The 22,506-nt window shown below is 63.5% G+C and carries 12 protein-coding genes; 6 read left to right on the top strand and 6 right to left on the bottom strand.

Annotation, left to right across the window (positions count from 1 at the left end):
* Positions 1–5: 5 nt before the first annotated feature.
* From ACZZZ4_RS18050 to ACZZZ4_RS18035, 4 genes are all read right to left on the bottom strand, one after another.
* Positions 6–7,829, bottom strand: a complete 7,824-nt coding sequence (locus ACZZZ4_RS18050; protein ID WP_463548362.1) for an amino acid adenylation domain-containing protein — start codon at positions 7,827–7,829, stop codon at positions 6–8.
* Entirely contained in the window at positions 7,826–11,227 is a 3,402-nt protein-coding gene (locus tag ACZZZ4_RS18045) for an amino acid adenylation domain-containing protein (protein WP_463548361.1), read from the bottom strand. Before ACZZZ4_RS18045 ends, ACZZZ4_RS18050 begins: the two co-directional genes overlap by 4 nt.
* A 186-nt stretch (positions 11,228–11,413) precedes the next feature.
* On the bottom strand, positions 11,414–12,397 hold the full coding sequence (locus ACZZZ4_RS18040; protein WP_463548360.1) for a TauD/TfdA family dioxygenase: 984 nt from the start codon (positions 12,395–12,397) through the stop codon (positions 11,414–11,416).
* 35 nt (positions 12,398–12,432) lie between these two features.
* Positions 12,433–13,173, bottom strand: a complete 741-nt coding sequence (locus ACZZZ4_RS18035; RefSeq protein ID WP_463548359.1) for a thioesterase II family protein — start codon at positions 13,171–13,173, stop codon at positions 12,433–12,435.
* 135 nt (positions 13,174–13,308) lie between these two features.
* Here ACZZZ4_RS18035 and ACZZZ4_RS18030 point away from each other — a divergent pair, with 135 nt between their 5' ends.
* Complete coding sequence (locus ACZZZ4_RS18030; RefSeq protein ID WP_463548358.1) at positions 13,309–14,442, top strand: cupin-like domain-containing protein; 1,134 nt, start codon at positions 13,309–13,311, stop codon at positions 14,440–14,442.
* A 110-nt stretch (positions 14,443–14,552) separates the two neighbouring features.
* On the opposite strand, the gene ACZZZ4_RS18025 is transcribed toward ACZZZ4_RS18030, so the two are convergent.
* Entirely contained in the window at positions 14,553–15,725 is a 1,173-nt protein-coding gene (locus ACZZZ4_RS18025) for an MFS transporter (protein WP_463548357.1), read from the bottom strand.
* Between the two features lie 232 nt (positions 15,726–15,957).
* On the opposite strand from ACZZZ4_RS18025, the gene ACZZZ4_RS18020 reads away from it, so the two are divergent.
* The 3 genes from ACZZZ4_RS18020 to ACZZZ4_RS18010 all read left to right on the top strand — a co-directional run bounded on the left by ACZZZ4_RS18020 (position 15,958) and on the right by ACZZZ4_RS18010 (position 19,651).
* A complete protein-coding gene (locus ACZZZ4_RS18020; RefSeq protein ID WP_463548356.1) occupies positions 15,958–16,758 on the top strand; it encodes a glucose 1-dehydrogenase in 801 nt (266 codons plus the stop codon).
* Complete coding sequence (locus tag ACZZZ4_RS18015) at positions 16,751–18,577, top strand: glycoside hydrolase family 15 protein (RefSeq protein WP_463548355.1); 1,827 nt, start codon at positions 16,751–16,753, stop codon at positions 18,575–18,577. The genes ACZZZ4_RS18020 and ACZZZ4_RS18015 overlap by 8 nt, the downstream gene beginning before the upstream one ends.
* Before the next feature lie 186 nt (positions 18,578–18,763).
* Positions 18,764–19,651: an alpha/beta fold hydrolase gene (locus ACZZZ4_RS18010; RefSeq protein ID WP_463548354.1), complete on the top strand. Its 888-nt coding sequence runs from the start codon at positions 18,764–18,766 to the stop codon at positions 19,649–19,651.
* On the opposite strand, the gene ACZZZ4_RS18005 is transcribed toward ACZZZ4_RS18010, so the two are convergent.
* Positions 19,620–20,603, bottom strand: coding sequence for a GlxA family transcriptional regulator (locus ACZZZ4_RS18005; protein WP_463548353.1), 984 nt, complete (start codon positions 20,601–20,603; stop codon positions 19,620–19,622). The two genes, ACZZZ4_RS18010 and ACZZZ4_RS18005, sit on opposite strands and share 32 nt — an antisense overlap.
* Positions 20,604–20,692: 89 nt before the next feature.
* Between ACZZZ4_RS18005 and inhA the strand changes: the two genes are divergently transcribed.
* Together inhA and ACZZZ4_RS17995 are read left to right on the top strand one after the other, a co-directional pair.
* A complete protein-coding gene (inhA, locus tag ACZZZ4_RS18000) occupies positions 20,693–21,379 on the top strand; it encodes an isonitrile hydratase (RefSeq protein WP_463548352.1) in 687 nt (228 codons plus the stop codon).
* A gap of 250 nt (positions 21,380–21,629) precedes the next feature.
* Positions 21,630–22,421, top strand: coding sequence for a CPBP family intramembrane glutamic endopeptidase (locus tag ACZZZ4_RS17995; RefSeq protein ID WP_310409676.1), 792 nt, complete (start codon positions 21,630–21,632; stop codon positions 22,419–22,421).
* Positions 22,422–22,506 lie beyond the last annotated feature (85 nt).

The following is a 22,506-nucleotide window of genomic DNA, read 5'->3' as shown; positions in this document are numbered from 1 at the left end:
CCCTCTCAAGAAATCAGTTTTTCCAGATCATCGAGGGATAGACGTTTGAGGGCCTCCAGTGATTTAGCCAATTCATCCTGAACGGGCGACATTTCGACGCGCAGCGCTGCGATCCGCGCGCAGAAATCCTTGAGGGTGTCGGTCTCGAACAACGCCTTGAGCGGCACCTTGTCGCCGAGGCGCTCCTGCACCCGGGTCACCACCAGCGTCGCCAATAACGAATGGCCGCCGAGCTGGAAGAAGTTGTCCGCCAGCCCTACCCGCTCGACTTCCAGAACCTCCTGCCAGATCGTCGCGACCTCCCATTGCAGATCGCTTTGCGGCGCCTGGTATTGCTCCTGCGTCGGGCTCTCGCCCAACGCCATCAGCGCCTTGCGATCGAGCTTGCCGTTGGGCGTCAGCGGGATCGCGTCGATCAGATGCAGATGCCCCGGCAGCATGTGCGCCGGCAAGCGACTGGCCAACGCACTGCGCACCCGCTCGGCCAGCGTCGACCGTTCGCTGTCCGGCGCAGCGACGAGGTAGGCATGCAGGTGTTTGCCGGCGGCGCCGTCCTGCGCCAGTACCACCGCCTCGCGAATATCGTCGAGTTCCAACACGCGCGCTTCGATCTCGCTGAGCTCGATGCGGAAACCGCGAATCTTCACCTGATGGTCGGCGCGACCGATGTACTCGATGTTGCCATCGTCGCCCTGGCGCACCAGATCGCCGGTGCGGTACAGGCGCTCGCCATTGGCTGCGTAAGGATTCGGCACAAAGCGTTCGGCGGTCAGCGCGGCGCGGCGCAGATAGCCGCGCGTCACCCCGGCGCCAGCGAGGTACAGCTCGGCCGCCACGCCCTCGGGCAGCACCTGCAACTGACTGTCGAGCAGGTAGGCCACGGTGTTGTCCAGCGGCCGGCCAATGTTCGCCCGGCCCTGCGGGTTGCGCAGGGTGAAAGTCGAATAAGTGGTGTCCTCCGACGGGCCGTAAAGATCGTAGACCTGCTGCACCTGAGTGCTGGCGTAGAGGCTGTCAACCAGACTCTGCTTGAGCGGTTCGCCGGCCAGATTGATGGTGCCGACCGAAGCCGGAATCTGTCCCGCCCGTTGCAACGCGGCAATCGCCGACGGCACGGTATTGATCAGCGTGACCTGCTCGCGCGCCGGCAAATCGGCCAGCGCCAGGGCGTTGTCGGCCAATATCAGACAGCCACCGCAGGCCAGCGTGACGAAGATTTCCCACACCGACAGATCGAAGCAGATCGACGTCGAAGCGAGCACGCCGCGCAATTGTTCTTCACGATAGACCCCAGCCGACCATTGAATCAGCGCCGACAGATTGCCGTGGCTGATGGCTACGCCTTTCGGCTTTCCCGTGGAGCCGGAGGTGTAGATCACGTACGCCAGATTGTCTGCCGCGATATTCACCACAGGCGCAGTGGCCGGGCATGCGCTGGCGACGTTCTCGTCCACCAGCAGCACCTGCGCACTCAAGGTTTCGGGCAGCATCGCCAACGCCGCCGGCTCGGTGAGCAGCACCGCCGCGCGGCTGTCGTCGAGCATGTGCAGCAAGCGCTCCTGCGGATAATCCGGGTCAAGCGGCACGTAGGCGCCACCGGCCTTGAGGATCGCCAGCAAGCCGACCAGCATCTGCGGCGTGCGGCGCATGCACACGCCGACGCGCACTTCCGGCCCGACGCCCATGCCTTGCAGCTTGTGCGCCAGACGATTGGCCCGGGCATCGAGGTTTTGGTAAGCGATGGATTGCTCAGCGAACAGCACCGCGTTCGCCTGCGGCTGACGTTGCACTTGCGCGGCGATGTGCGCCAGCACCGTGCGTTGATCCGGCGTGGCAACCGGCGCCTTGCCCCACTCGATCACTTGTTGCCATTGTGGCTCGGCGAGCAGTTGCAGCGCACCCAGCGGCTGCGTGGCGTCGGCGAGGAATTGCTCGAGCAGGCCTTGCAACTGCCCACTCAATGTACTGATCGCTTGAGCGTCGAAGCTGGCCTGATCGTAACTTACGCCCAGACTCAGCTCGCGGCCGGTGATCGCCACCAGCGTCAGCGGATAGTTGGTCTGCTCCTGCCGGCGGATTGCCGAGAACTTCAGGCCCGTCTCAGGGCCCTGCGCCAACGCCTCGGCCATCGGGTAGTTTTCGAACACCAGAATGCTGTCGAACAACGCCCCGGCGCCCGTACCGGCCCAGCGCTGAATGTCATACAGCGGCGTGTGTTCGTGCTCGCGCACGGCCAGGTTGAGGTCTTGCACCTGTTGCAGCCATTGGCTGACGCCGATCTCCGGCGATGGCGCTGCCACCACTGGCAAGGTGTTGATGAACAGACCGATCTGTTGTTCGACGCCCGGCAAATCGGTTGGCCGTCCGGCGACCGTCGCACCAAACGCCACGTGATCCTGGCCGGTGTAGCGCTGCAACAGCAGCAGCCACGCCGCTTGTACCAGCGTGTTGAGGGTGACTTTCTGCTCGCGGGCGAAGCGGTTGAGATCGGCGGTCAGCGGCTCGCTGAACACATGCTCGTGATCGGCATAGCCGCTGGCCGCGTGCCGGACCGGCATGGCGCTGGCCAGTCGCGTCGGCTGTTCAAGGTCCGCCAGCGCCGCACTCCAGAACTGTCGACTGGCCTGCTGATCACGCTGGCCGAGCCATTCGATGTAATCGCGATAACGCCCCTGCCCTGCGCTCGGCGCGATGCCGGCATAACGTTGCAGCACTTCGCCGAACAACTGCGAAGTGCTCCAGCCGTCCATCAGGATGTGATGGCAGGTGTAGATCAGGTGATGGGTGTGTTCAGCGCTGCGCACCAGCGTCACGCGTAACAGCGGCGCGTCGAGCAGATCGAAGCCACGTTGCAAATCTTCAGCGGCGAGATGATCAAGCGCGGCATCAAGATCAGCGCGACCGCGCCAGTCCTGCACTTGCCACGGCATCTGCACGCGGCTGCGCACCACTTGCACCGGCGCGGCGGCATCCTGCGGCCAGACGAACGCCGTGCGCAGAATATCGTGGGCATCGACGGTCTGCTGCCAGGCCTGGCGGAAGCGCTCGGCGTCGAGTTGCTCGACGTCGACACGCAGCTGATTGGTGTAGGCCGGGCTGTCCGGCTCGTTGCGGCTGTGGAATAGAATGCCTTGCTGCATCGGCGACAGCGGGTACAGATCGACGATGTCACGCGGCGCCATCGGCAGCGCCGACAACTGCGCCTGGGTGAGATGGGCGAGGTTGAAGTCCGAAGGTGTCACGCCACCGGCGCCGCTCGCGCAGCAATGTTCGATCAGGCGTTCCAGCTCGCGGCGATAAGCCTCGGCCAGTGCCTCGATGGTCTCGGCGCGGTACATGCCGGTGCCGAAGGTCCAGGTCAGTTCCAGCTCACCACCGAGGACCTGACCGTCAACACTCAGCCAATTGCCCAGCGGCGCTTGCCCATCCTGATTGGCGCCGGTGCTGTCGCTGCTCGGCAGGAACAACGCGCCCTGCTCAGCGCTGAACGCGCCGTCGAACTGGCCGAGATAATTGAAGGTCACCCGTGGTTGCGCCAGCGTCTGCAACTCGGCTGCACGCGTGAGGTAACGCAGCACGCCATAACCGATGCCTTTGCCCGGCACCGCGCGCAGTTGTTCCTTGACCGCACACAGCGATGCAGCGGGATTGGCCTGCGGGGTCAGGCGCACCGGGAACAGGCTGCTGAACCAGCCGACCGTGCGGCTCAGGTCGACGTCGTCGAACAGGTCTTCTCGACCATGGCCTTCGAGCTGGATCAACACCGAAGGCTGCTCGCTCCAGTCACACAGCACCCGCGCCAAAGCCGTGAGCAACAGGTCGTTGATCTGCGTGCGATAAGCCGCCGGGGCGACTTTCAGCAGTTTGTCGGTCAGTGTCTGGCTCAGGCGCGTACTGGCGCGGGCCGCCTGGGCGCGGGTCTGGCTGTCCACGGCGAAATCTCGTGGCCATGCCGAGTTATCCGCCGCCAGAGTCTGCTGCCAGTAAGCGCTTTCGGCCGCCAGCGTTTCGCTCTGAGCATAACGGTGCAATTGCCCGGCCCAGTCGTGCAGCGAACTGCTCTGGCTTGGCAAAATGGGCGCCGTCCCCGCCGCCAGTGCCTGGTAAGCCAGCTGCAAGTCTTCGAGCAGAATGCGCCACGACACGCCGTCGACCACCAGGTGATGAATCACCAGCAACAAGCGCTGCTCGGCGTTCGGCAGAGTGACCAGCACCGCGCGCAGCAAATGCCCGCGTTGCAGGTCCAGGCTGCGCTGCGCCGCGTCGGCCAGTGCCGGCAAAGCGTCGAGGCTGTCCAGCTCGCGTGCGCAGAGCAGTTCGGGATCGCGCTGAATCTGCGGCAACGCCTGCCAGCTATCGCCCGACTGCACAAAGCTCAAGGCCAAAGTCTCGTGCTGTTCGACCAGCGCCGCCAGCGCCTTGCGCAAATGCACGGCGTCCAGCGCCAGGGTCGGTTGCAGCATCACTGACTGGTTCCAGTGCTGGCGCTGGGCAATCGGCGTGTCGAAGAAACGCACCTGGATTGGCAGTAACGGTAACGGCCCGCGTGCCACTGGTGCCGCGATGGCAGCCGGTTTGGCTTCGATCAGTTTGGCCACAGCGGCCAGTTGGCCGATGGTCTGTTTTTCGAATAGCTGCTTGGGGCTCAGCTTGATCCCCTGGCGCTTGGCCCGGGCGATGATCTGCAAGCTGAGGATCGAGTCGCCGCCCAGTTCAAAGAAGTTATCGCTGCTGCCGACCCTTTCAAGCTTGAGCACCTCGGCCCAGATCGCGGCGAGTTTTTCCTCGATCTCACCGACCGGCGCGACGAACTGCTGGCTGACCACGCCGGGCACTGGCAAGGCACGCTTGTCGAGCTTGCCGTTGGCGGTCAGCGGCAAGTGATCGAGCAACAGCAACTGCGCCGGCACCAGGTAATCCGGTAGCCGCGCCTGCAATTGCTCGCGCAGATCCTGCGCCTGCACCTTCGCGCCCACTGCCGGCACGCACCATGCCAGCAGTTGCAGGCGCGCCGGATCGTCATCCAGTGGCAGCGCGAGCACGGCGGCTTCGCTGACGCCATCGAGGCTGAGCAACACCCGCGCGACTTCCGCAGGCTCCACACGGTAGCCGCGCACTTTGACCTGATCGTCGGCACGACCGATGAACTCCAGCGCCTGCTCGCGATTGCGCCGGACCCGGTCGCCACTGCGGTACACTCGCGCGCCGCGGTTCCCAAACGGATCAGGCAGGAAACGCTCAGCGGTGAGCCCCGGCTGATTCAGGTAGCCCAGGGCAACGCTGTCGCCACCGATGTACAACTCACCGGCAACCTGATCGGCCACCGGGTTGAGCACATCGTCGAGCACATAGACATGGGCACCGGCCAGCGCTGTGCCGATTGGAACACTGCGCGCCAGCGCGGCGAGCTCTTCGACCTCATGAGTCAGCACGCCCACGGTGGTTTCGCTCGGGCCATAGTGATTGATCAGACGACAGCCCGGTTTCAGTTGCTGCACACGCTCGACCAGCGCCGGCGAACAGGCTTCGCCGCCGACGATCAGCGCGTGTTCCGGCAGCACATCGGCAGGCTTGGCCGCCTGCAACAGCGCGGCGAGATGCCCGGGGACGATTTTCAGCACGGCAACGCGATGGCAGGCCATGTATTCGGCAAAGCGATCCGGGTCGAAGCCGAGTTCTTCCGGCAGCACATGCAGCAGTCGGCCCGAGCACAACGCGCCGAACAGCACGGTGAAGCCAAGGTCGGCGGCGATGGTCGAGACCAGCGCCATGCTCGCCTCCGGCGCCGGCGCCAGACGCTCGAGTATGCCGCGCACGTAACTGCCCAGCGCGCCGTGGCTGACCAGCACGCCCTTGGGTTGCCCGGTGGAACCGGAGGTGTGAATCACGTAGGCCGGCGACTGCGCATACAGCGCCAGCGCAGGCGCGGATGCCGGCAGCGAATGCCATTGCCCCGGTGTAAACGTCAGGCCCTGACAGCCCTCACCCGCCAATTCGCTGAGCCGTGCATCGCCTTCAGCACCGATCAGCGCACGGGCCTGCGCAGCGCCGAGCATCTGCTTCAGGCGCGCGCTCGGCGCCTTGACGTCGAGCGGCATGTACACCGCGCCAGCCTTGAAAATCGCCAGCAGGCAAGTCAGCCAGTCCAGCGAACGCTCGAGCAGCACCGCCACCGGGTCGCCGACATTGACGCCCTGCGCACGCAAATAATGGGCGAGACGATTGGCCTCCTGATCCAGCGCCTGGAACGTCATTGTCTTCTGCAAATCACGAGCCGCCAGCGCCTGCGGCTGCCGAGCCACTTCACGCGCCCAGTGTTGCAACACCGTCAACGCTGGTTCGCGTTGGCTGGCAAGCGCAGCAGGCCGCGGTGTGGCAACCGTGTGCAATGGCGCCTGCGGCGAGTCGAGCAACTGGGTAAACAGATCCAGCAACATCGGCACAAAACCGGCGACTGTTTCCGCCCGATAGAGATCGCTGGCATAGGTCATCTGACCGTGGATCAGTGCGCCGTCGTCGGTGATGTCCAGCGCCAGATCGAAGTGCGTGCCGTCCTTGGCCAACGGATATTCGCTGACGGTCAGGCCGGGCAAGGCCATCGAGCGCTGTTTCTGCATGCCGACGTTCTGGTTGAACTTGGCCTGGAACAGCGGGTTGTGGCCCAGGGTGCGTTCGGCGACCAATTCGTCGACCAGTTGCTCGAACGGCAATTCCTGATGCGCCTGCGCGCCGAACGCCGCTTCACGCACCTGCGCGAGCAAATCGGCGAAACTGCCGCGCTCATCGACCTGGCAACGCAGCACCTGGGTGTTGACGAAGAAACCGATCAGCCCCTCGACTTCGGCGCGGCCACGGTTGGCATTCGGCACGCCGACACGAATGTCGCGCTCGCCGGCCAGACGCGAAAGGAACAGCGAGAACCCGGCCAGCACCAGCATGAACAGGCTGATGCCCTGGCTGCGCGCGAAGACGTTGAGCTGTTGTGACAGATCGGTGCCGAAATCAAAGCTCAGGGTCTGCCCGGCGAAGCTCTGGGTCAGGGGGCGGGCAAAGTCCGGTGCCACTTCCAGCAGCGGATGCTCGTCGCCCAGTTGCTGACGCCAGTAGTCGAGCTGGCGCTCGCCCTCGCCGGCCTCCAGCCAGCGCCGCTGCCAGATTGCATAGTCGGCGTACTGCAACGGCAGCGCCGGCAATTGCGCCTCGCGCTGCAGGCTGAACGCCTGATAGCACTGCACGAATTCCTTGACCATGACGTCCATCGACCAGCCATCAGAGACGATGTGATGCATGCTCACCACCAGCACGAACTCATCGTCGGCCAAGGCAAACAGGCTGGCGCGCAACAACGGGCCGTGGCGCAGATCGAACGGTTGCGCGGTGACGTCTTGCACGTGTTGCGCGAGCAGTTCTTCGCGCTCTTGCGCGGCGGTGCCAGTCAGATCGAAGCGTTCCAGGGCAATACTTTGCTGCTCGAGAATCAGCTGATGCGCTTGATCGCCGTCAGTGTGAAACACCGTGCGCAACACTTCATGGCGCGCCAGCAGATGATCGAACGAGCGGCTCAGGGCCGACTCATCCAGCCGGCCTTTCAGACGCAAGCCAGCGGCCATATTGTATGCGGCGCTGTGCGGTTCCAGTTGCCAGAGAAACAGCAGGCGTTGCTGGGCGAACGACAGGGGAATCTGCGCGCAGTCGTGGCGGCTGACCGGCAGCGGCAACAGGCTGAAATCCTTGCCCTCCTCGCGCAGCTTGGCGAGAAACAGCCGACGCTGTTCCAGCGGCAGGCCGACGAACCTTTTTGCAATACGTTCCGCCATCGTGCCGCTCATACTTCTTCTCCTTGCAAAGCATTCATGAACTGATCCAGGTCGGACCAATCGTCGTCGCCGCTCGCCTCGGCCAGTTGCCCGAGCACCTCGGCGAGATCCGCCAGCAGCGGCTTTTCGAACAGGCTGCGCAGCGGCAGCACCACGCCCATCTGCTCCTTGACCCGCGCAATCACCTGCGCGGCCAGCAACGAATGGCCGCCCAGTTCAAAAAAGTGATCGCCCAGGCCCACACGCGGCACGTGCAGCACCTCGGCCCAGACCTGCGCCAGACACTGCTCGGCCGGCGATTGCGGAGCGCGGTAATCGCCCTGCAACTGCGCCGGATCCGGCGTCGGCAAGGCCTTGCGGTCGAGCTTGCCACTCGGTGTCAGCGGCAGGTTCGCCAGCAACAACAGTTGCCCCGGCACCATGTAATCCGGCAGGCTGGCTTGCAGCGCGGCGCGGGTCTGCTGACGGAACGCCGTTTGCGTCGCCGCGCTGGCAAGCACTGCCGGCTCCGTCACTACATAAGCGACCAGTTGCGCACCGCCGGCGAACGGCACCGCCAGCACCACTGCTTCGCGAACGCCCGGAGATTGCTGCAGGCGCGATTCGATCTCGCCCAGTTCGATGCGGAAGCCGCGAATCTTCACTTGATGATCGACCCGGCCGACGTACTCCAGCGCGCCATCGCTGCGCAGCCGTGCACGGTCGCCGGTGCGGTACAGGCGCTGGCCGTCAGCAAACGGGTCGGCGATGAAACGCTCGGCGCTGAGGCTCGGCTGACGCTGATAACCGCGCGCCAGCCCCGGCCCACCGATGTACAACTCGCCCACCGCGCCTTGCGGCAGCAGGTTCAGATCATCGTCGAGCACGTACAGACGCCGCGCTGCCAGTCCGTGGCCGATCGGCATGCCGCGCCACGACACGTCTTGGGCGGTCAGCGCGGTGCAGTCATGAATCGTCGAGACCACCGTGGCCTCGGTCGGGCCGTAAGTGTTGAGCAAACGCACATGCCCCAGGCCGGCCTGCTGCCACAAGCGCAATCCATCCACCGCCATGGCTTCGCCGCCGACGTGAATCTGCCGCAGCGCACCGAAACTGGCCGGCGGTTTCGCCGCGTATTCCTGCACCAGCCAATACCAGTAGGCCGCGGGCAGGTCGGCCAGGGTGATGCCGTGATCGATGATGACCTGATGCAGTGTCGCGCTGTCCCACAACGGCGCGTCGCGCATGACCACGCTCGCGCCATGGCACAGCGGCGGGAAAAACTGCTCGACGAAACCGTCGAAGCTGCTGGTGGCGAATTGCAGAACCCGGTCACCTTCGCGCAGATCGCTGTAGTCGATGGCGCGGGCGATGAACTCGCTCAGCGCGCCATGACTGACCGCCACGCCTTTCGGCCGCCCGGTGGAGCCAGAGGTGTAGATCACGTAAGCGAGGTTGTCAGCCTCTACAGTGACCGGCAGGTTGTCGCTCTGCCCGCTGGTGGGCAATTGCTCCAGACACAGGCACTCGATGCCGTAGAGTGGCGGCAGGCTGGCGAGGCTTTGCTGGTCGCTGAGCAACAGTTTCAAACCACTGTCAGCGAGCACATGGCGCAAGCGTTCGGCCGGGGTCTGCGGATCCAGCGGCACATAGGCACCGCCGGCCTTGAGCACGGCCAGCAGCGCCACCGCCAGTTCCAGCGAACGCCCCAGCGCGACGCCGACCAGCACGTCCGGGCCGACACCCTGTGCGCGCAACTGATGGGCCAGACGATTGCTGCGGGTGTTAAGTTCGTCGTAGCTGAGTGCCGGCGCGGGCGCTGTGGCCAACAGCACCGCCGGGGCTTGCGCAGTGCGCGCGACTTGCGCTTCGAACAGGCTTTGCACGCTGGTAAACCGAGGCACGGGTGCAGTCGCTTGTATCAGCGCTTGCCGTTCGCTGTCGGCGAGCATCGCCACTTCGCCGATCGACTGCTGCGGGTCGCGGCACACCGACTGGAGAATGTTGCGCCAATGCCCGGCCAGCGCGGCGATGGTCGCGGCATCAAAAATATCCGTGGCGTAAGTGAAGGCAGCAAACAGTTGCTCGCCCTCCTCGCGGGTGTCGAGCATCAGGTCGCTGGTGGCCGCGTGTTGCCGAGCGCTGCCGGCCAGTTGTTCCTCGCTCAGATAGCCCACGCGCAAGCCTGAAGCGAGTTGCGCCTGGTGCAAATCGGTGACCAGCGGCTGGTGGTTGAACATCACTTGAAACAGCGGATTGTGGCTTTGGCTGCGCGCCGGTTGCAGGGCTTCGATCAAGGCGTCGAACGGCAGATCCTGATGGGCCTGAGCGCCCAGTGCAGCCTGGCGCAGGTTCTGCAGCAACTCAGTGAAGGGCGTTTGTGCGGTGACCGCGCTGCGCAGGATCTGCGTGTTGACGAAGAAGCCGATCAACCCTTCGGTTTCACTGCGGGTGCGGTTGGCGATCAGCCCGCCAACACGAATATCGGTCTGGCCGCTGTAGCGATGCAACAGGGTCTTGAACGCTGCCAGCAACACCACGAACAAGGTCACGCCCTGACGCTGGGCAAGGTTTTTCAGCTCTTCGCGCAGGGCGGCGTCGATCACCGTTTCCAGGCGTGCGCCTTGATGGCTGGCTTGCGCCGGATAAGCGCGGTCGGTGGGCAATTCCAGCACGGGATGTTCGTCACCCAGTTGCGTGCGCCAGTAGTCCAGTTGCCGCTCGCGCTCACCGGCCTCCAGCCAGCTGCGCTGCCACAGCGCGTAGTCGCGGTAATGCACGGTCAGCGGCGCCAGCGTCGGTTCACGCCCGGCGACCAACGCGTCGTAGGTGCGCATGAATTCGTCGATCAGAATGTTCATCGACCAGCCGTCGGCGATGATGTGATGCAGGGTCAGCAGCAGCACGTGTTCCTTGGCGGCCAGGCGCAACAGCCGCAGGCTCAGCAGCGGGCCGTTCTGCAAATCGAAAGCCTGGGTCGCCTCGACCATCATGTGCTGCTGCGCCAGCGGCCAGCGCTGGGCTTGGGGCAACTCGCTCAGGTCAGTCACGGGCAACTTCAGTGGCTTTGGTTCGGCCACACGCTGGAAGGCCCGCTCGCCGTCCTGGCCGAAGGTGGTGCGCAAACATTCGTGCCGCGCCGCCAGACGGCTGAAGGCCTGTTCCAGTGCCTCGACGTGCAACTCACCATCCAGACGCACCGCCATCGGCAGGTTGTAGGCAGCGCTGGTCGGTTCCAGTTGCCAGAGAAACCACATGCGCTGCTGCGCGTAAGACAGGCCGTCACGCTCGGCGATGCCGTCGCAGGCGGTCATCGGAAGCTGCGCAAAATCGATGCCTTCGCGGGCCATGCCGGCGAGGAACAGACGGCGTTTGTCCTGGGGCAATTCGATAAAGCGGCGGGCTAGTTTCTGTGCGTCTGCGGCATTCATGCGTGGAGTCCTTGCTGATCGGCGGCGTGACCTGGAGACCCGGTCGTATCAACAAGAACGAATGGCCCGCGCGACGATTTAGCGCGCCAGGGGCAATCGCGGCCCGACGGCACAAAGGCCACACAGACAAATGCCGAAGCCGGTGCATGACCGGCTTCGGCATTGAGTTGAACAGTTGCGAAGTGCTTAGCGTGCGTCCTGCGAATGCCCCTCGGCCATCGCCACGATGACTTTGCGCGGCCCTTCGAACGGTGAGCGCGCGTGAGCGGACAACATGTTGTCGAGCATCAGCACATCGCCCTCCTGCCAGGGAAAACTGATCGCACAGTCGTCGAGCACCGCACGAATCTGCGCCAGCACTTCGTCTTCGATCGGCGAGCCGTCGCCGTAATAGACGTTACGCGGCAGGTCTTCTTCGTCGACGATGTCGAGCAGGCTTTCGCGCACGTCCGCTGGCAGGTTGGAGATGTGAAACAGGTGCGCCTGATTGAACCAGACGTGGTCGCCGGTCACCGGGTGCATCGCCACCGCCTGACAGGTCTGCCGTGTGCGCAGTTCACCGTCGTCCTTCCATTCGCAGACAATGCCGTGAGCCTTGCAGTAGGCCTCGACGACTTCACGGTCTTCGGTGTTGAACACGTCTTCCCACGCCACGTCGAGGCCATTGCCGAAGTTGCGCACATACATCAGGCCTTTGCTGACGAAACGCTCGCGGATCGCCACGGGGATGCGCCGGTAGACTTCGCGGCTGTCGGCAATGGGCGTCTCACCGCCGGACCTGGCGGCGATCATGCTGTAGAACCAGATCTTCATCGGCCAGTCGCGGGAATACGCCTGTTCGTTGTGCAACGGAATGCTTTGGTGCGCCGGGTATTCGGTGGAGGTGTACACGCCTTGGGTGACGTTGGTGCGCGGCGTCGAGCCGAACTCGTAGTTCAGCAATGGATGGCCGAAACTCGCGGCAAACTGGCGAAACTGCTCGGCGCCGTCGAGGCGGAAGCCGCGAAACAGCACGCCACCGTCGCGCAGCAGATGCTCGTCGACCAAGGCCTTCAATTCATCGAATACCGCCAACAGATCGGTGTCGGCATCGCCCGCCTCGACCAGCAGCGGCAAGCGCCCGCGCTCAGGCAGCAGCGGCCGAACGGAAAATCCCAGAGCAACAGCCATGACTGGCCTCCTGAAAATGATAGATGAGTCGCGTCTCAGAACGCCGGTTGCGCGGCCTGCGCAAGGCGCCGGTGATGCACTTCCAGATGCGTCTTGATCGCGCGAATGACCCGCGCTTCGTGCTCATGAATGAAGAAATGCCCGCCGGTCATCATGTCCACCGAGAAACTGCCCAGGGTCTCTTTGCTCCAGCCGATCAGTTGTTCGGTGGTGGCGCGGTCTTCCTTGCCACCGAGCACGTGCACCGGGCAATTGAGCAAGGGCCGCTGGGCAGGCGTGAAGCGCCCGCACATCATGAAATCGGCGCGCAGCACCGGCAGGGTCAGGCTCATCAACTCTTTATTGGCGAGGACTTCTTCGCTGGTGCCCTGAAAGGTGCGCAGCTGTTCGATGAGCTCTGCATCACTGCGCGGTTCGGCAAAGCCGCGGTCGTAATCGCTGCGCATCGTCGGTGCGGCGGTGCCGGAGGCAAATAGCGCCAGCGGCTCGGGCATGCCGAGTTCGCGAAAGGCATGGGCCATTTCGCAGGCGAGCAACGCACCCAGGCTATGCCCGAACAACGCATACGGGCCTTGCAGCCCCGCTTTGTGCTCGCGCGCCAGTTGCCGCGCCAGTGCGCGCATGTCGGTTTGCAGGGGCTCATCGAACCGCGCGCCACGCCCCGGCAGTTCCACGGGTTGCAATTGCAGCCACGTCGGCAGTTGACGCCGCCAGCGGCTGTAAACCATGGCGCTGGCGCCCGAATAGGGCAGGCACAGCAATGTCAGCTTGGTCACCGCGCTTTCCTTGAAAAATGTGTCTGCAAGAAAGACGGATCACTGGCCGGACAAATTAGTCGCCCGGCCGCTAAATTCCCCCGCCAGCCGCTCGTTGCCTGTTCAGGAAAAAACAACAATCGCGAGGGCATCACCGTGGACCTGCAGAGCATTCTGGGCAAGTTGTTCGCCAACGCCGGCGCGGTCGGCATCGAGGGGGTTTTCCAGTTCATCTTCAGTGGGCGACAGGCGTACTGGTATGACATCAAGACCAGCCAGCGCACGGAAGCCGGGCGTCACCCGCGTCCGAACGTGACCATCGAAGTCGCGGAAAAAGACTTTCTCGGGATCATGGCCGGCGTGGTCAACGTCGAGGAACTGTTCGCCAGCGGGCGCCTGAAGATCGGCGGCAACATGGGCCTGGCGACGATGTTGCCGCAAATTATCGACCACGCCCGCCAGGGTGGCGGCACGGTGGAAAAAGTCGACATGAACAAGCGCTACCCGACGCCGCCGCGCTTCAGTGAAAAGCTCACTGCTCCGCTGCCTCGGCAGACCAGCGTCGAACGGCGTGCGCGCGCCGAGTTGAGCCGGCACGAATTCGAAACCCGATATTTGCCCAACGGCATTCCGTTGGTGATCAGCAATGCGCTGCACGACTGGCCGCTGTTCAGCCTGAGCCGCGAACAATCGCTGGTGCATTTCGCCGAACTGCAGGGCATCACCCGCCATGGCGATTATGTAAAGAAGACCTTTTCCACCGAGCGTGATTTCCGCTCGACCTCGATGGCCGAGTTCATCGCCTCGCTGGACAGCCCGGCAGGCAAAGGCGCGGACGGCGAGCCGCCGGCGTACATGGGCAACAACATCCTGCCGGCGCAGTTGCTGGAGCAGATCCAGTACCCGCCCTACTTCGACACGTCGCTGTTCATCCCGCCACGTATCTGGATCGGCCCCAAGGGCACGCTGACGCCGTTGCACCGCGATGACACCGACAATCTCTTCGCCCAGGTTTGGGGACAGAAAAAATTCACCCTCGCCGCACCGCACCACCGCGAGGCGCTGGGCACCTGGTCGACCGCGCCCAAAGGTGGCCTGGATGGCTGCGATTTCAACCCGGACGCGCCGGACTATGAACGTTTCCCGGCAGCGCGGGAGGTGACGTTCTTGCGGGTAACGCTGGAGGCTGGGGATTTGCTGTTCCTGCCCGAGGGCTGGTTCCATCAGGTGGAGTCGGTGTCGACCTCACTATCCGTCAACTTCTGGATCAACTCAGGACGCGGCTGGTAACACCGCAAATAACTGTGGGAACGAGCCTGCTCGCGAATGCGTTGTATCAGGTATGAAGATATTTACTGACACACCGCCTTCGCGAGGAGGCTCGCTCCCACAGTGGAATTTCATTTCAAGTGACGGAAACTTTGAAACGCTGAAACCAGCACCACCGCCCCCGCCGCAATTGCCAGCCAGAAACCGCTACGCGCGCCGAACGCATCCACCAGCGCGCCGGAGCCGGCGGCGCCGATTGCCACGCCGATGCTCAGCCCGGTCACCAGCCAGGTCAGGCCTTCGGTGAGTTTGGCCGGCGGAACGATCCGTTCGATCAACGCCATCGCGACAATCAGCGTCGGCGAAAAGAACAGCCCGGCGACGAAAACCGCGATCGACAAGCCGAGAATGTTGCTCGCCAAAAGCAGCGGCAGCGTGGTCACTGCCGTCGCCACGCCGCCGTAGAGAAACAGGCGCGGCAACGGCAGTTTCGAACGCATCGCACCGAAGGCGATGCCGGCCAGGCATGAGCCGATCGCGTACACCGACAAAACAATACTCGCCGCTGCCGGCTGGCCCTGATGTTGAGCGAAAGCGACGCTGACCACATCGATGACTCCAACGATCACGCCCATCGCCAGCATCAACGCCAGCAGCCATTGCACGTCAGTCGAGCGAATGATCGAGCCCTGATGCTGCGACTCCTGCGCGTGCAGCGGTGGTTCGGTGCTGCGCTGGGCGACAAACACCGTCACGCCGATGGCCAGGGCCAACAACGCGGCCAGCGGCCCGGCCTCGGGAAACACCGCGACCGACAAGCCCACCGACAGCGGCGGCCCGACAATAAAACACACTTCGTCGAGCACCGATTCCAGCGCATACGCCGTCTGCAATTGCGGCTGGCCACGGTAGATCTCGGTCCAGCGCGCCCGCACCATCGCCGACATGCTCGGCATGCACCCGGCCAGCGCGGCGAACACGAACAACGTCCAGTCCGGCGCCTGCACACGCGTGCACAGCAGCAACATCAATAACCCGCCGCCACCGGTCAGCGCTGCGACTGGCAGCACCCGCCCCTGCCCATAACGGTCCACCAACCGCGATACCTGCGGCGCGCAAAACGCCGTGGCCAAGGCAAACGTCGCCGCCACCGCACCCGCCAGCGCATAACCGCCGTTCAACTGCGCAAGCATGGTGATCAGGCCGATGCCGGTCATGGAAATCGGCATGCGCGCCAGCATCCCCGCCAGCACAAAGGCACGGGCGCCGGGGGCGGTGAACAATTCGCGGTAGGGGTTTGCCATGGTTTGCAGCCTCATCAGGGGCGGCCAAGTTGCCATAGCGTTGGTTGCCGTGGAAGCACGCAATTGTTAGCGGTCTGTGAAGGCCCCTTCGCTCGCACATTCGAAATGCCGTCCCTGTGGGAGCGAGCCTGCTCGCGAAGGGGCCAGCGCAATCACCGCTTCCAGTAAATGAACTCTCAGCGTCTGCCATCAGTCAGCTACTTAAGTCTCTTGAACCAAGGCGCGAATCGTCATGCAGATTTCCCTCGCTCATCAGGTGGCGCTGGTCACGGGTGCCAGCTCCGGCATCGGCCATGCCGCCGCTAAAGCACTGGCCGCCGCCGGCGCTGCGGTCGTGATCAACTACAACAGCAGCGCCAAACCCGCCGAAGAACTGGCTGCACAGATCAACGCCGAAGGCGGCAAGGCCCTCGCCATCGGCGCCGATGTCTCGAAAGAAGAAGATGTCGAGCGGCTTTTCAAAGAGACCGTCGAAGCCTTCGGCTCGCTGGACATTCTCGTCGCCAATTCCGGCCTGCAAAAAGACGCTGCCGCCGTGGACATGACCCTCGACGACTGGAACACGGTAATCGGCGTCAACCTCACCGGGCAGTTCCTTTGCGCCCGCGCGGCGTTGCGGATTTTCCAGCGTCAGGGCGTGCGCGAAGGCGTGTCGCGCGCGGCGGGCAAGATCATTCATATGAGTTCGGTGCACCAGCGCATTCCATGGGCCGGGCATGTCAATTATGCAGCGTCCAAGGGCGGCGTCGATCAGTTGATGCAGAGCCTCGCCCAGGAAGTCAGCCACCAGCGCATCCGCATCAACAGCATTGCGCCCGGTGCGATCAGCACGGCCATCAACACAGAAGCCACTGAAGGCGCGGCCGGCGACAAACTTCTTCAGCTGATTCCCTACGGACGCATTGGCGATGTCGAGGATGTCGCCAACGCAGTGTTGTTCCTCGCTTCCGATCTGTCTGACTACATCGTCGGCACCACCCTGTTCATCGATGGCGGGATGAGCCTCTATCCGGAGTTCCGCGGCAATGGCTGAGCCTGAAGTGGAACAACAAAGTCCCATCGGTGCCCACGGCATCATCGGCGACATGCGCAGCGCCGCACTGGTCAACGACAAGGGCAGCGTGGATTTTTTCTGCTGGCCGGAGTTCGACAGCCCGACGATCTTCTGCTCGCTGCTCGACACCCCTGAAGCAGGGATTTTCCAGCTCGCGCCGGACTTGCCGGATGCGCGCCGCGAACAGATTTATCTGCCCGACACCAACGTCTTGCAGACCCGCTGGCTGAGCGAACACGCGGTGGTGGAAATCACCGATCTGCTGCCCATCGGTGACGATGTCGACGCCCTGCCCCTGCTGATGCGCCGGGTGCGCGTGGTCAGCGGCTCGGCGACGTTCAACCTGCGTTGCGCGGTGCGCCACGACTACGGTCGCGCCGACACCCGGGCAGAGATGGACGCAAAGGACGTGACGTTCAACGCCGCTGGCCAGCCGTCGATACGCCTTGCCTCGGATCAGGCGCTGCAAATCGACGCGCAAGCCGCCGTCGCGCAGTTCACCCTCGAGCACAACGAAACCGCCGCATTTATGCTCGGCGGCAGCGACGACCCGCGTTTTACGGAAGGCGCCGCCGAGCTGTGCATGCAGCGCACCCTGAAATTCTGGCGTGGCTGGATCGGCCAATCCAACTATCGCGGACGCTGGCGGGAAATGGTCAACCGCTCCGCCCTCGCCCTGAAACTGCTGACCTCACGCCGCCACGGTGCAATCCTCGCCGCTGCCACCTTCGGCCTGCCGGAAACTCCCGGCGGCGAGCGCAATTGGGATTATCGCTACACATGGATCCGCGATGCCTCGTTCACCGTGTACGCGTTCATGCGCCTGGGTTTTGTCGACGAGGCCAACCATTACATGCAGTGGCTGCGCGGACGGGTCAGCGATTGCTGCGGCAAACCGATGAAACTCAACATCCTCTATGCCATCGACGGTCAGCAGGAATTGCCGGAAACCGAACTCGCGCACCTGTCAGGCCACGGCGGCGCGCAACCGGTGCGCATCGGCAACGGCGCTTATGACCAAATCCAGCTCGACATCTTCGGTGAGCTGATGGACGCCGTGTATTTGGTCAACAAGTACGGCGACGCGATTTCCCACGAAGGCTGGCGGCACGTCGGCGAGGTGGTCGATCAGGTTTGCGAGACCTGGCAGAGCGAAGATGTCGGCATCTGGGAAATGCGCGGTGAGACCCATCACTTCCTGCACTCGCGGCTGATGTGCTGGGTGGCGCTGGACCGGGCGATCCGTCTGGCCTCCAAGCGTTCACTGCCGGCACCGTTCGCCCGTTGGGATCAGACCCGGCAAGCGATCTACACCGACATCTGGGACAACTTCTGGGATGAAGAACGCGGGCATTTCGTCCAGTACAAGGGCGGCACCGCGCTGGATGGCTCGATGCTGTTGATGCCGCTGGTGCGCTTCGTCAGCGCCAAGGATCCGCGCTGGCTGTCGACCCTCGATGCGATCGAAAAAACCCTGGTGCGCGACGGCATGGTCTATCGCTATCGCAACGAAGACGCCAACATCGATGGCCTCAGCGGCACCGAAGGCGCGTTCGCTGCGTGTTCGTTCTGGTACGTCGAATGCCTGGCTCGGGCCGGGCAAGTAGAAAAGGCTCATCTGGAGTTCGAGCAATTGCTGCGATACGCCAACCCGCTTGGGCTGTACGCCGAAGAGTTCGACAGCCATGGCCGGCATCTGGGCAACACGCCGCAAGCGCTGACGCATCTGGCGTTGATCAGTGCGGCGAGTTTTCTCGATCGAAAATTGAGTGGCGAAAAGAGCTCCTGGCAACCATAGCGTTGAGCGCTTTTTCGCCAGCGCTTGTCAGACCAATCCCTGATCGACAGGTATTTTTCCACAATGGGCCTGCACGCCAGATAACTGGTTCAGGCCCCTATTCATGGTGAAACCTGCGCAGCGGTGACCCGCAGTCCGCTCGCAGGTCCAAAGTGTTTGAATGCGATTCAAACGGAGTGGTTCGTCATGATCGAGAGCGTTCTTACCCCAACCCTGACCATTGCTTACGAACAGCTCGGCCCGAACAACGGCGACTCGGTGATTCTGCTCCACGGCTTCCCCTATTCCCCGCGCGCCTTCGACGAAGTCGCCCCGGCGCTGGCCGCGCAAGGCTACCGCGTCATCGTGCCGTACTTGCGCGGTTACGGGCCGACCCGGTTCAACAGTGCGCAAACCCTGCGCTCCGGTCAGCAAGCTGCGATGGCGCAGGACTTGCTCGATCTGATGGATGCGCTGGGCATCGAACAGGCCATGCTTTGCGGGTATGACTGGGGCGGTCGGGCGGCGTGTATTGTCGCGGCGTTGTTTCCGGCGCGGGTGCGCGGGCTGGTCAGCGGCGACGGCTACCTCGTGCAGGACATCGCCCATGCGAACCAGCCGTTGGACCCGGAAGACGAGCATCGGCTCTGGTATCAGTACTACTTCCACACGTCGCGAGGCATCGAGGGCCTTAGGCAGAATCGCCGGGCGTTGTGTCAGTTGCTTTGGCGGCTGTGGTCGCCGACGTGGGCGCGCAAGGACGAACGCTTCCCGCTGACCGCTGGCGCTTTTGATAATCCTGATTTTGTCGACGTGGTGATTCATTCCTATCGGCATCGCTTCGGATACGCCCCGGGCGATCCAGCCCTGGAGTGGATGGAGGAAGCGCTCGCCACACAGCCGGTGATCAGCGTGCCGAGCATTTCGCTGTGCGGTGCCGATGATGGCGTCGGCCCGCCTTCGGTGATCGATGAAGATGCCGGGCATTTCAGCGGTTTTTATGAGCGGCGCGTGCTCGCGGGCGTCGGCCACAACATTCCCGAAGAAGCGCCGCAGGAAACCCTCAAGGCGATACTGGATCTGCTGCAACGCTGACCGAAAACCGCTCCCGATAAGCCTGCGGTGTCACGCCAATCGCTCGCAGAAAACTGCGCCGCAGTGTCTCTTCACTGCCAAATCCGCAGTTGGCCGCAATCCGTTTCACCGGCAAACCGGTATCGCTGAGCAATCGCCGGGCGGTTTCGACGCGGATCAATTCGATCGCCCGCGCCGGGGTCTGGCCGGTGTCGGCGCGGTAGTGGCGGATGAAGCTGCGTTCGCTCATGCCGGCCTGTTCGGCGAGGGTCGGGATGCCGAGGTCGCAGGTCAGGTTTTCGGCGATCCAGGCGTGCAGTTCATCGAAGCGGTTGCCCTGTTGTTGCAGCGACAGCGTCACGCTGAACTGCGACTGTCCGCCCGGGCGTTTCAGGAAAACGACCAAGTGCCGGGCGACGTCGAGGGCGATGTCGCGGCCGAGGTCTTCTTCGACCATGGCCAACGCCAGATCGATACCGGCCGTGACCCCGGCGGAAGTCCACACCGGGCCGTCGTTGATGAAAATCGGATTGGCTTCCACGTGCAGATTGGGATGTTGCGCGGCCAGTTGCTCGCAACGCGTCCAGTGCGTCACCACGCGGCGGCCATCGAGCCAGCCGCTGGCCGCGAGCAGAAAGGCCCCGGTGCACACCGAAGCCACGCGCCGGCAATGAGTGCCGTGCTCGCGCACCCAGTCGACCAATTGCGGGTCTTCGGCGGCAGGATAAATGCCCCAGCCGCCGGCGATGATCAAGGTGTCGCTGGGCGTTTGTGGCAAGGGTTCGGCGAGCACCGCCAACCCCGCCGATGACATCACCGCCCCGCCGCCACTGGCGATCACGCTCGGCGCATAGGGCATCGGCAAACCGCGCTGGCGGGCCAGATCGTTGGCCGAGGCGAACACCTGTAGCGGTCCGGTGACATCAAGAATCTGCATGTTGGCGAACGCGAGGACGTGAATGGCTTTAGGCATTTGGCGTAATTCGTGGGGTGATTGGCGTATGCGCCAGAACCTACGCGCCTACAGTGAAGTCGTCCACTTCTTTCAACGGAGCAAGAACGATGACGCTGCAGATCGGCTTTCTGTTATTCCCGCAGGTTCAGCAACTCGACCTGACCGGCCCTTACGACGTGCTCGCCTCCTTGCCCGGCGTGCAGGTGCACCTGATCTGGAAGGACCTGATGCCAGTGACGTCCAGCACCGGCCTGCTGCTGAAACCGACCACGACCTTCCACGACTGCCCGGCTCTCGATGTGATCTGCGTGCCCGGCGGCGGTGGCGTCGGGCCGTTGATGGAGGATCCGCAGACGCTGGACTTCATCAAGCGCCAGGCCGCGCAGGCACGTTATGTGACCTCGGTGTGCACCGGCTCGCTGGTGCTCGGCGCGGCTGGCCTGCTGCAGGGCAAGCGCGCGACCACGCATTGGGCATATCACGAGTTGCTGCCGACGCTGGGGGCGATTGCGGTGAAGGATCGGGTGGTACGCGACGGCAATCTGTTTACCGGTGGCGGAATTACCGCTGGCATCGATTTCGCCTTGGTGCTGGCGGCGGAACTGGTCGATGCCGACACGGCGCAACTGGTGCAGTTGCAACTGGAATATGCCCCGGCCCCGCCGTTCAATGCCGGCAGCCCGGACATGGCGCCGACTGCAGTGGTCGATGAAGCACGGTTGCGCGCGGCGCCTTCGTTGAAACTGCGCACGGAGATTACCGAACGCGCGGCGGCCAAACTGGGCCTGCGCTGATACCGAACGCCCACCGATTTCTGATTGAAATGATCCAATGTGGGAGCGGGCTTGCTCGCGAATGCGCTGTGTCAGTCACCTGTTCTGTATCGGTGACACCCCATTCGCGAGCAAGCCCGCTCCCACATTGGGTTCTGTATATGACTATCCAGCGTTACGTTGTCCCGGTTTGTCGCCACACCTTCACTTGTCCCACCTCCCTCGCCCGTGTAGAAAGCCCCTTCCCAGAAATCTCGCACAAGGACTTTCGATGAAGGCGCTGCCCTGGCTTTATCTCGCGCTGCTCGGCCTCGGTTATGGATTGGCCCTGAGCTATGGCCAACTCGGTTGGCTGGCATTGATCTCCGTGGGGCTTTTGCTGTTCGCCGCGTTCGCTGTGCGCCAGCAACAAGTACCGTTTGCGCGCTGGCTCGGCCATGGCCTGTTCATTGTTTTGGCCGTGGCACTTGCGCTGCACTGGTTACCGGGCTTCGCCAACGGGCGCGCGATCGACCCGCAACGCTTCACTGACAACGCCGTGCCGTTTGCGATGTACCTCAACCTCGACAAACCGCTGGTGGGCTTCTGGCTGCTGTTGGTCTGTCCGTGGATCGTCGCCCGGCGTTCGTTGCGCCTGACGGTCTATGCCACCGCCCTCGCCTTGACGCTGTGCGCAATTCTCGCCCTCGGCGGCGCGCTGTTGCTGGGCGTCATCGCCTGGGCGCCGAAGTGGCCGGATCAGGCCTGGCTGTGGGTGCTGAACAATCTGCTGCTGGTGACGCTGGTCGAGGAAGCGCTGTTTCGCGGTTATATACAGGGCGGACTCAGTCGTCGCCTTAAACATCTGCCCTACGGCGATAACCTTGCGCTGCTGTCGGCGTCGCTGCTGTTTGGTCTGGTGCATGCCGGTGCCGGCTGGACTTGGGTGTTGCTGGCAGGAGTGGCCGGGGTCGGCTATGGTCTGGCCTATCGTTTCGGCGGGCTGGGCGCGGCGATCGCCACCCATTTCGGCCTGAATCTGTTGCACTTCGGCCTGTTCACCTATCCGATGCTGGCCAGTTGACGCAAGCGCGGTTTTGCGACGGCGTACTTGAATCTGAAAAAAAACTTCAATAAAAACCTGTCAGCGCCGACAACCTTTCAAAGCC

The sequence above is a fragment of the Pseudomonas sp. AC252 genome (assembly GCF_979258105.1).
The sequence above is the reverse complement of the archived record's forward strand: the minus strand, read 5'-3'. Positions and strand labels throughout refer to the sequence as shown.